This is a genomic window from Mycobacterium interjectum, assembly GCF_900078675.2.
Classification (GTDB): domain Bacteria; phylum Actinomycetota; class Actinomycetes; order Mycobacteriales; family Mycobacteriaceae; genus Mycobacterium; species Mycobacterium interjectum.
Genome location: NZ_LT546237.1, coordinates 798 through 10,436, shown reverse-complemented (window position 1 = coordinate 10,436; position 9,639 = coordinate 798). Strand labels below are relative to the sequence as shown.

General features: G+C 70.7%; 6 protein-coding genes and 6 pseudogenes. 2 read left to right on the top strand and 10 right to left on the bottom strand.

The window, feature by feature from the left end:
• The 5 genes and pseudogenes from BN4348_RS34320 to gatC (BN4348_RS34300) form a co-directional block, all read right to left on the bottom strand.
• Positions 1-191: pseudogene (locus BN4348_RS34320) on the bottom strand (Asp-tRNA(Asn)/Glu-tRNA(Gln) amidotransferase GatCAB subunit A); the annotation flags it as partial.
• The gene (gene gatC / locus BN4348_RS34315) at positions 188-445 is read right to left on the bottom strand and encodes an Asp-tRNA(Asn)/Glu-tRNA(Gln) amidotransferase subunit GatC (RefSeq protein ID WP_066909274.1); all 258 of its coding nucleotides are present in this window, start codon (positions 443-445) and stop codon (positions 188-190) included. The gene gatC (BN4348_RS34315) and the pseudogene BN4348_RS34320, both read right to left, overlap by 4 nt.
• Positions 446-687: 242 nt before the next feature.
• Complete coding sequence (locus BN4348_RS34310) at positions 688-1,719, bottom strand: ATP-dependent 6-phosphofructokinase (protein ID WP_066909271.1); 1,032 nt, start codon at positions 1,717-1,719, stop codon at positions 688-690.
• 48 nt (positions 1,720-1,767) lie between these two features.
• Positions 1,768-2,427: pseudogene (locus tag BN4348_RS34305) on the bottom strand (amidase family protein); the annotation flags it as partial.
• A 4-nt stretch (positions 2,428-2,431) separates the two neighbouring features.
• Positions 2,432-2,698 (bottom strand): annotated as a pseudogene (gatC, locus tag BN4348_RS34300) (Asp-tRNA(Asn)/Glu-tRNA(Gln) amidotransferase subunit GatC); the annotation flags it as partial.
• 174 nt (positions 2,699-2,872) lie between these two features.
• Here gatC (BN4348_RS34300) and BN4348_RS34295 point away from each other — a divergent pair.
• The gene (locus tag BN4348_RS34295) at positions 2,873-3,529 is read left to right on the top strand and encodes an ACT domain-containing protein (protein WP_096866247.1); all 657 of its coding nucleotides are present in this window, start codon (positions 2,873-2,875) and stop codon (positions 3,527-3,529) included.
• Positions 3,530-3,539: 10 nt separating this feature from the next.
• Here BN4348_RS34295 and BN4348_RS34290 read toward each other — a convergent pair whose 3' ends face one another.
• Positions 3,540-4,652 carry a cystathionine gamma-lyase gene (locus tag BN4348_RS34290; protein WP_066909265.1) on the bottom strand — a complete coding sequence of 371 codons (1,113 nt, stop codon included), beginning with the start codon at positions 4,650-4,652 and terminating at the stop codon, positions 3,540-3,542.
• A 6-nt stretch (positions 4,653-4,658) separates the two neighbouring features.
• Positions 4,659-6,185, bottom strand: a pseudogene (gene ligA, locus BN4348_RS34285) (NAD-dependent DNA ligase LigA); the annotation flags it as partial.
• A 147-nt stretch (positions 6,186-6,332) separates the two neighbouring features.
• On the opposite strand from ligA (BN4348_RS34285), the pseudogene BN4348_RS34280 reads away from it, so the two are divergent.
• Positions 6,333-6,770 (top strand): annotated as a pseudogene (locus BN4348_RS34280) (amino acid-binding protein); the annotation flags it as partial.
• Here BN4348_RS34280 and ligA (BN4348_RS34275) read toward each other — a convergent pair.
• The 3 genes and pseudogenes from ligA (BN4348_RS34275) to BN4348_RS34265 form a co-directional block, all read right to left on the bottom strand.
• Positions 6,767-8,602 (bottom strand): annotated as a pseudogene (gene ligA, locus BN4348_RS34275) (NAD-dependent DNA ligase LigA); the annotation flags it as partial. The pseudogenes BN4348_RS34280 and ligA (BN4348_RS34275) sit on opposite strands and share 4 nt — an antisense overlap.
• 106 nt (positions 8,603-8,708) lie before the next feature.
• A complete protein-coding gene (locus BN4348_RS34270) occupies positions 8,709-9,026 on the bottom strand; it encodes an ArsR/SmtB family transcription factor (RefSeq protein ID WP_066909262.1) in 318 nt (105 codons plus the stop codon).
• Positions 9,023-9,508 carry an SRPBCC family protein gene (locus BN4348_RS34265; protein WP_066909259.1) on the bottom strand — a complete coding sequence of 162 codons (486 nt, stop codon included), beginning with the start codon at positions 9,506-9,508 and terminating at the stop codon, positions 9,023-9,025. The genes BN4348_RS34270 and BN4348_RS34265 overlap by 4 nt, the downstream gene beginning before the upstream one ends.
• Positions 9,509-9,639: the final 131 nt, after the last annotated feature.

Here is a 9,639-nt window from a genome sequence, read left to right as displayed (position 1 = left end):
GCCACCGCCTGGTCGACGGCCGCCGCGGCCGCCAGCGCCGCGTCGGGCGCCACGTGCAAAAACGCGTGGTAGCGGTCGTCGGTCGCCTCGATCCGGTCCAGGCAGGCCCGGGTGATTTCCGTGGAGGAAAGCTCCTTTGCGGCGACCCGGGCGGCCAGCGTCGCGGCGTCGGAGCGGACGATCTCGGTCACTCGGCGTCCCCCAGGATCTGCGGCACGGCGAAGCGGCCGTCGACGGCTTCGGGCGCTTCGGCCAGCGCCTCGGCCTGCGTCAGGCACGGCGTCATTTCGTCGGGGCGGGTGACGTTGACGTCCTTGAGGGGGTTGTCGGTCGGTTCGACGCCGGTGACGTCGACGGCCTGAATCTGGCTGACGTGGGTCAGGATGGCGTCGAGTTGGCCGGCGAAGCTGTCCAGCTCGCCATCGGTCAGCGCCAGCCGGGCCAGCCGGGCGNCGCTGACGGCCCGGCGGGCCCGCGGGCCCCGCCGATGCGGGCGGCTGCTGAACGATTCCGCGAAGCGAACCGCGGTTGCTCATACGTCCCGGTATAACCGCTTCGAACTGGCAGAAAACCACCAATGTCGCGCCCAGCGCCGCGAGCTGCACGATTCGGCGGCAAATTCAGGCGGTCGTCAAGTGGGAGCCACCGATTGTTTGCCAACGGGTCGCCGCCCAGCCGATCAGCCGATCAGCCGAAGAAGGCCGCCGCGTCGTCATAGCGGCTTTCGGGCACCAGCTTGAGCTGGCGCGTCGCGTCCGCCAGCGTCACCCGCCCGATGTCCTGGCCGCGCAGCGAGACCATCTGGCCGTACTCCCCGGCATGGGCGGCGTCGGCCGCGTTGACGCCGAACCGGGTGGCCAGCACTCGGTCGTAGGCCGTCGGAGTGCCGCCCCGCTGGACGTGGCCCAGCACGGTCACCCGGACCTCCTTGTTGATCCGCGTCTCGACCTCGGCGCCCAGCTGCGCCGCCACGCCGGTGAAGCGTTCATGGCCGAACTCGTCAATTCCGCCTTCCCGCAAACTGATTGAGCCGGCCACCGGCTTGGCGCCCTCGGCGACCACGCAGATGAAGTGCGAATCCCCGCGCTGGAAGCGACGTTTCACCAGGCGGCACACCTCCTCGACGTCGAAGGGCTGCTCGGGGATCAGCGTCATGTGCGCGCCGGACGCCAGCCCGGCGTTCAACGCGATCCATCCCGCATGCCTGCCCATCACCTCCACCAGCATCACCCGCTGGTGGGATTCGGCCGTGCTGTGCAACCGATCGATGGCGTCGGTGGCCACGGTCAGCGCGGTGTCGTGGCCGAAAGTCACGTCGGTGCAATCGATGTCGTTGTCGATGGTCTTGGGCACACCCACGACGGGAACATTTTCTTCCGACAGCCAGTGCGCGGCCGTGAGCGTGCCCTCGCCGCCGATCGGGATCAACACGTCGATGCCGTTGTCGTCCAGCGTTTGCTTGATCTGGTTCAGCCCGGCGCGAAGCTTGTCCGGGTGCACGCGGGCGGTGCCCAGCATCGTTCCGCCCTTGGCCAGCAGGCGGTCGTTGCGGTCGTCGTTCTGCAGCTGGATGCGCCGGTTCTCCAGCAACCCGCGCCAGCCGTCCTGGAACCCGACCACCGACGAGCCGTACCTCGAGTCGCAGGTGCGCACCACCGCCCGGATGACGGCGTTGAGCCCGGGGCAGTCGCCGCCCCCGGTGAGAATTCCGATCCGCATGCCCTTATCTTGCCTGGGCGGCCCGGCAATGGCGCGAGCAACGGCCGACTAAACGGTGGGTGGCACGGGCAGCGGGCCGCGGGCCGCCTCGTACGCGGCGCCCACCCGGTACAGCCGGTCGTCGGCCAGCGCGGGGGCCATGATCTGCAGCCCCACCGGCAGGTCGTCGTCCGGGGACAGCCCCGCGGGCACCGACATGCCGCAGTGCCCGGCCAAATTCAGCGGCAGCGTGCACAAGTCGAACAGGTACATCGCCAGCGGGTCGTCGACCTTCTCGCCGAGCGGGAAGGCGGTGGTCGGCGTCGCCGGCGACACCAGCACGTCGACGGATTCGTAGGCGCGGTCGAGGTCGCGGGCGATCAGCGTGCGGACCTTCTGCGCCTGGTTGTAGTAGGCGTCGTAGTAGCCGGCCGACAGCGCGTAGGTGCCGATCATGATGCGCCGCTTGACCTCCGGCCCGAAGCCGGCGGCGCGGGTCAGGGCCATGACCTCCTCGGCGCTGTGCGTGCCGTCGTCACCGACCCGCAGCCCGTAGCGCATCGCGTCGAAGCGGGCCAGGTTGCTGGACACCTCCGACGGCAGGATCAGGTAGTAGGCGGCCAGCGCGTGATCGAAGTGCGGGCAGTCGACTTCGCTGACCTCGGCGCCCAACGCGGTCAACCGCTCGACCGCCGCCTCGAACGACGCGAGCACCCCCGGCTGGTAGCCCNGCGAAGCGGCCGTCGACGGCTTCGGGCGCTTCGGCCAGCGCCTCGGCCTGCGTCAGGCACGGCGTCATTTCGTCGGGGCGGGTGACGTTGACGTCCTTGAGGGGGTTGTCGGTCGGTTCGACGCCGGTGACGTCGACGGCCTGAATCTGGCTGACGTGGGTCAGGATGGCGTCGAGTTGGCCGGCGAAGCTGTCCAGCTCGCCATCGGTCAGCGCCAGCCGGGCCAGCCGGGCGAGGTGCGCCACGTCGTCGCGGGAGATCTGAGACACGACAGGAAAGCCTAGCCGCGAGCGCCATGCCCGCGGCCGGGGGAACCCGCGAGTGTGCGGCTGGCCGCGCGCTCGTGGTCGAGTGTGCGGCTGGCCGCACCCGCGGTCGCGGGTCGGGTGCGGCCGGTTCCAGCCGAAATGCCACGGATACATAGCTGTGCGACAGTGTTGGCCGTGCCGTCGTATCTCTTGCGCATCGAGCTGGCCGACCGCCCGGGCAGCCTGGGCTCGCTGGCGGTGGCGCTCGGCTCGGCGGGCGCCGACATCTTGTCGCTCGACGTGGTGGAGCGCAGCTCGGGGTACGCGATCGACGACCTGGTCATCGAGCTGCCGCCGGGGGCGATGCCGGACCGGCTGATCACCGCGGCGGAGTCGCTGCCCAACGTGCGCGTGGACAGCGTCCGGCCGCACACCGGGCTGCTGGAGGCCCACCGCGAGCTGGAGCTCCTCGACCATGTCGCCGCCGCCGCCGACAACGCCTCGCGGCTGCAGGTCCTCGCCGACGAGGCGCCCAGGGTGCTGCGCGTCAGCTGGTGCACGGTGTTGCGCAGTTCGGGCGGCGAGCTCGAGCGCCTCGCCGGCAGCCCGGGTGCCCCCGAAACCCGGGCCGATTCCGCCCCCTGGCTGCCGATCGAGCGCGCGTCGGCGCTCGACGGGAGCGCCGAGTGGGTGCCGCAGGCGTGGCGCGACATGAACATGACGATGGTCGCCGCGCCGTTGGGCGACCCGCACACGGCGGTGGTGCTGGGCCGCCCCGGCCCGGAATTCCGGCCGTCGGAGGTGGCCCGGCTGGGCTACCTGGCCGGGATCGTGGCGACGATGCTGCGCTGAGGTCCGCGCATCACCGAGCAGAGCCGAGGGCCCGCTCGATGTCGGCGACGAGGTCGTCGGTGTCCTCGATTCCGAGCGAGAGACGCGCGAATCCGCCGGCGACGGGGTCGCCCCAGCGTGCCCGGCGGTCCACCGAGGTGTGGATGCCCCCAAAGCTGGTGGAGGCGATGAGCAGCTCGCTGCCCTCAACGAGTGTCTGGACCGCCGCCGCGTCGGCCAATTCGAATGACACCAGGGCTCCAAACCGGCGCATCTGTGCAACGGCCACGGGGTGCGCCGGGTCCTCGACCAACCCCGGGTAGCGCACCGCTCGTACCGCCGGATGGCGAGCGAGCCTCGTCGCTACCGCCTGCGCATTCCGGCACTGGCGCTCGAATCGCAGTCCGGCGCTTCCGAGGCTGCGCAGCAGCAGCCACGCCTCGAACCCGCCGAGGATCGCACCGGCGAGCAGCCGTTGGCGTTCGACCGCGGAGGTCAGCTCCGGCTGGTTGGTCGCCACGTATCCGGCCAGCAGGTCACTCTGACCCGAGAGTCCCTTGGTGGCGCTGGCCACCACGACATCGGCCCCCAATGACAGTGGGCATTGACCGAACGGTGTGGCGGCGGTGTTGTCGACGATCAGGCGGGCTCCACGAGAGTGGCAAATCGTGGCCAACCGCTGGAGGTCAACGACATCCAGAGCTGGGTTGGTGGGGGTTTCGGCCAGCACCACGTCGGCGCTGGCGGCGGCGTCATAGATTTGCGAACTCGACGCCTCGATGACCGTCACGCCCGCGGGCGCAAGGTGTTCCGCGGCGAAGCGGCGCACCTGGTAGTAGCCGTCGGACGGCACGACTAAAGCGGAACCGGGCTCGGTCAGCCCGCGCAGCGCGGCGCTGATGGCCGCCATGCCCGAGCTGAAGACCACCGCGCTGGTCGCTCCCTCCAGTGCGGCGACCGCCGATTCGACTTGCCGCCAAGTCGCATTGGAGTTGCGGCCGTAGGCATCCAAACCGGAGGTTTCGTCGGCCGACAGGTAATACGTAGAGGCCAGCACCGCCGAAGGCGTCACCGGTTGTCCCGGGATTGCCGGGGAGCTTACGGCCTTGACGCTACGCGTCGAATCGCCGTACCGACTGCTCATCGCCGGTCACCCTGCAGTCTCAGTGTCAGTAGGCCCGCCGGCCAACAACTTTCGAAACCCGTCCTCGTCGAGGATTGGCACGCCGAGCTCCACCGCCTTGTCGTATTTGGATCCTGGCGCGTCGCCGGCGACGACGTAGTCGGTCTTCTTTGACACCGACCCTGCTGCCTTGCCGCCGCGCGACACGATCGCCTCCTTGGCGTCGTCGCGGGAGAAGCCCGCGAGCGAACCGGTGACGACGATGGTCAGGCCCTCCAGCGTGCGCGGCACGCTGGCGTCGCGTTCGTCGGCCATCCGCACTCCGGCCGCCCGCCACTTGTCGACGATCGCGCGGTGCCAGTCGACGGTGAACCATTCCGTGACGGCCGCGGCGATCGTCGGGCCGACGCCCTCGACCGCGGCGAGCTGCTCGGTGGACGCCGCCTCGATGGCCTCGAGGTTCCCGAACTCGGTGGCCAGCGCGCGGGCGGCCGTCGGCCCGACGTGCCGGATCGACAACGCCACCAACACCCGCCACAGCGGCTTCGCCTTGGCCGCACCCAAGTTGGCCAGCAGCCGCACGCCGTTGGCGGACAACCCGCCGGCCTTCGTCCGGAACAACTCGGTGCGCAGCAGGTCGTCCTCGGAGAGGGTGAACAGGTCCCCCTCGTCGGCGATCACCCCGGCCTGCAGCAACGCGATGGCGGCCTCATAACCCAGCCCCTCGATGTCCAGCGCGCCGCGCCCGGCGACGTGAAACACCCGCTCCCGCAACTGCGCCGGGCAGGATCGGGCATTGGGGCAGCGGATGTCGGCGTCGCCCTCCTTCGCGGGGGCCAGCGGGGTGCCGCATTCGGGACACGTTGTGGGCATGACGAATTCGCGTTCGGAGCCGTCGCGCAGGTCAACGATCGGGCCCAGCACCTCGGGAATCACGTCGCCGGCCTTGCGGATCACCACCGTGTCGCCGATCAACACGCCCTTGCGCTTGACCTCCGCGGCGTTGTGCAGGGTGGCCAGTCCCACCGTCGACCCCGCGACTTTGACCGGGGACATGAACGCGAACGGCGTGACGCGCCCGGTTCGGCCGACGTTGACGCGGATGTCGAGCAGCTCGGTCTGCACCTCCTGGGGCGGGTACTTGTACGCGATCGCCCAGCGCGGCGCCCGCGAGGTGGAGCCGAGCCTGCGCTGCAGCGCCACGTCGTCGACTTTGACGACCACACCGTCGATTTCGTGGTCGACGTCGTGGCGGTGCTCGCCCCAGTAGGTGATGCGCTCGAGCGCGCCGCCCACGTTTTCCACCCGGGTGGTGTGTTCGGAGACGGGCAGGCCCCACGCGCCCAGCGCCAGGTAGGCGTCGTGCAGGGTGGCGGGCCGGAAGCCTTCGGTGTGTCCCACCCCGTGGCAGATCATCCGCAGCTTGCGCCGCGCGGTGACCGCGGGGTCCTTTTGCCGCAGCGATCCCGCGGCGCTGTTGCGCGGGTTGGCGAACGGCGTCTTGCCGTCCTCGACGAGCGCGGCATTGAGCGCCTCGAAGTCGGCGNAGCGCCATGCCCGCGGCCGGGGGAACCCGCGAGTGTGCGGCTGGCCGCGCGCTCGTGGTCGAGTGTGCGGCTGGCCGCACCCGCGGTCGCGGGTCGGGTGCGGCCGGTTCCAGCCGAAATGCCACGGATACATAGCTGTGCGACAGTGTTGGCCGTGCCGTCGTATCTCTTGCGCATCGAGCTGGCCGACCGCCCGGGCAGCCTGGGCTCGCTGGCGGTGGCGCTCGGCTCGGCGGGCGCCGACATCTTGTCGCTCGACGTGGTGGAGCGCAGCTCGGGGTACGCGATCGACGACCTGGTCATCGAGCTGCCGCCGGGGGCGATGCCGGACCGGCTGATCACCGCGGCGGAGTCGCTGCCCAACGTGCGCGTGGACAGCGTCCGGCCGCACACCGGGCTGCTGGAGGCCCACCGCGAGCTGGAGCTCCTCGACCATGTCGCCGCCGCCGCCGACAACGCCTCGCGGCTGCAGGTCCTCGCCGACGAGGCGCCCAGGGTGCTGCGCGTCAGCTGGTGCACGGTGTTGCGCAGTTCGGGCGGCGAGCTCGAGCGCCTCGCCGGCAGCCCGGGTGCCCCCGAAACCCGGNCCAGCGTGCGCGGCACGCTGGCGTCGCGTTCGTCGGCCATCCGCACTCCGGCCGCCCGCCACTTGTCGACGATCGCGCGGTGCCAGTCGACGGTGAACCATTCCGTGACGGCCGCGGCGATCGTCGGGCCGACGCCCTCGACCGCGGCGAGCTGCTCGGTGGACGCCGCCTCGATGGCCTCGAGGTTCCCGAACTCGGTGGCCAGCGCGCGGGCGGCCGTCGGCCCGACGTGCCGGATCGACAACGCCACCAACACCCGCCACAGCGGCTTCGCCTTGGCCGCACCCAAGTTGGCCAGCAGCCGCACGCCGTTGGCGGACAACCCGCCGGCCTTCGTCCGGAACAACTCGGTGCGCAGCAGGTCGTCCTCGGAGAGGGTGAACAGGTCCCCCTCGTCGGCGATCACCCCGGCCTGCAGCAACGCGATGGCGGCCTCATAACCCAGCCCCTCGATGTCCAGCGCGCCGCGCCCGGCGACGTGAAACACCCGCTCCCGCAACTGCGCCGGGCAGGATCGGGCATTGGGGCAGCGGATGTCGGCGTCGCCCTCCTTCGCGGGGGCCAGCGGGGTGCCGCATTCGGGACACGTTGTGGGCATGACGAATTCGCGTTCGGAGCCGTCGCGCAGGTCAACGATCGGGCCCAGCACCTCGGGAATCACGTCGCCGGCCTTGCGGATCACCACCGTGTCGCCGATCAACACGCCCTTGCGCTTGACCTCCGCGGCGTTGTGCAGGGTGGCCAGTCCCACCGTCGACCCCGCGACTTTGACCGGGGACATGAACGCGAACGGCGTGACGCGCCCGGTTCGGCCGACGTTGACGCGGATGTCGAGCAGCTCGGTCTGCACCTCCTGGGGCGGGTACTTGTACGCGATCGCCCAGCGCGGCGCCCGCGAGGTGGAGCCGAGCCTGCGCTGCAGCGCCACGTCGTCGACTTTGACGACCACACCGTCGATTTCGTGGTCGACGTCGTGGCGGTGCTCGCCCCAGTAGGTGATGCGCTCGAGCGCGCCGCCCACGTTTTCCACCCGGGTGGTGTGTTCGGAGACGGGCAGGCCCCACGCGCCCAGCGCCAGGTAGGCGTCGTGCAGGGTGGCGGGCCGGAAGCCTTCGGTGTGTCCCACCCCGTGGCAGATCATCCGCAGCTTGCGCCGCGCGGTGACCGCGGGGTCCTTTTGCCGCAGCGATCCCGCGGCGCTGTTGCGCGGGTTGGCGAACGGCGTCTTGCCGTCCTCGACGAGCGCGGCATTGAGCGCCTCGAAGTCGGCGAGGCGGAAGAACACCTCACCGCGCACCTCGAGAACGTCCGGCACGGGGTAGCCCTTGGCGGCCGTCAGCCGCTCCGGGACGTCGTCGATGGTGCGGGCGTTCAGCGTCACGTCCTCGCCGGTGCGGCCGTCGCCGCGGGTCGCCGCCCGCACCAGCCGCCCGCCGCGGTACACCAGCGACAGCGCAACGCCGTCGATCTTGAGCTCGCAGAGGTAAGGCACCTCGTCACCGACCTCGCCGCGCACGCGGGCCGCCCACAGCTCGAATTCCTCGGCGCTGAACACGTTGTCGAGCGACAGCATCCGCTCCAGGTGCTCGGCCTCGGTGAAATCGGTGGCGAAGCCGGCGCCGCCGACGAGCTGGGTGGGCGAATCGGGCGTGCGCAGCTCGGGATGCCGCTCCTCGAGCGCCTCGAGCCGACGCAGCAGCTGGTCGAACTCCGCGTCGGAGATGATCGGCGCGTCGCGCACGTAGTAACGGAACTGGTGTTCGCGCACCTCGTCGGCGAGTTCCCGCCACTCCCGCCGAACCTCGGGCGCAACCGGGTCCGCCTCTGCTGAAGTCACCTCCGCAGGCTATCGAAGGGCGCCGACGGCGGACGACTGCGACGCCTTGGCGCCAACGGCCCATCCTCTCCAGGGCGGGACCGGTGTGGCGGATGCGGCGGCCGGCTCACTGTCCTTCCACGTAGGCGCGCAGCCGGTCGACCGCGGCGTCCCAGCGCCGCGACAACTGGGTGAGGTAGTCGCTCGCCTGGACCAGCGGCGCGGTCCGCACGGTCCAGACGCGCTCGCGGCCCCGACGGCTGCTGGTGACCAGTCCGGCCGACTCCAGCAGGGCCAGGTGCTTGCTGGCCGCCTGCCGGGTCACCGGAATGGCCTGGGTGACTTGCGATGTCGAGCACGGTCCGACGTCGCAGAGCCGGACGACGATGCGCAGCCGATTCGCATCCCCCAGCGCGTCGAAGAGCGGCGCGCCGACGGCGCTCATACCCGCGTGCCCTCCAGGTACCGGCGCACGAGATCGGTCTGGATGGCCCAGCCCTCGGAGTTGGACTCGAACGAGGACGCGCGGCGCGCCGCGGGGATGGCGTCGAAGCCGGACTCGGTGATGGTGAGCAGCACGCCGTCGGGCGTCTCCGCCAGGACGAACTCGACCAGCGTGGTGGGCTCCTGGTCGACGTCCGGCTCGCCCGCGCACGGGTGCCAGCGGTAGGCGAACCGCCGCCGCGGTTCGATGGCCACGATCTGCCACGTGCTGGCCACGCCGGCGTGCGGCTGCTGGCGCTTGGCGACGTCCTCGTCGACGGTGGTCGGGGTGATGGTCGCGGTGACGGGCCGGCCGGCCACGAAGGGCCCGTCGAAGCGGACGCCGAACCAGCGCCCGAATTCCTCGGCGTCGGTGATGGCCCGCCACACCCGGTCCAGCGGCGCGCGCAACACGACTTGTTTCTCGATCCGATCAGTGCTCATATGCAACCTCCTGGTTGCCTATCAGTACATCACGCCTCGTCCGTAAAACGCAACCTTTCGGTTGCGAGTCATGAACTGACCTCCGTAACAACGAGTTTGGACGGTGCTAGGTCAGGCCGTCCGAACCATTC

Excerpts from the sequence above, each read along its gene's own strand:
- BN4348_RS34310 (WP_066909271.1), bottom strand. The coding sequence starts at position 1,719 with ATGCGGATCGGAATTCTCACCGGGGGCGGCGACTGCCCCGGGCTCAAC.
- BN4348_RS34290 (WP_066909265.1), bottom strand. The coding sequence starts at position 4,652 with ATGAGCAGTCGGTACGGCGATTCGACGCGTAGCGTCAAGGCCGTAAGC.
- BN4348_RS34270 (WP_066909262.1), bottom strand. The coding sequence starts at position 9,026 with ATGAGCGCCGTCGGCGCGCCGCTCTTCGACGCGCTGGGGGATGCGAAT.
- BN4348_RS34265 (WP_066909259.1), bottom strand. The coding sequence starts at position 9,508 with ATGAGCACTGATCGGATCGAGAAACAAGTCGTGTTGCGCGCGCCGCTG.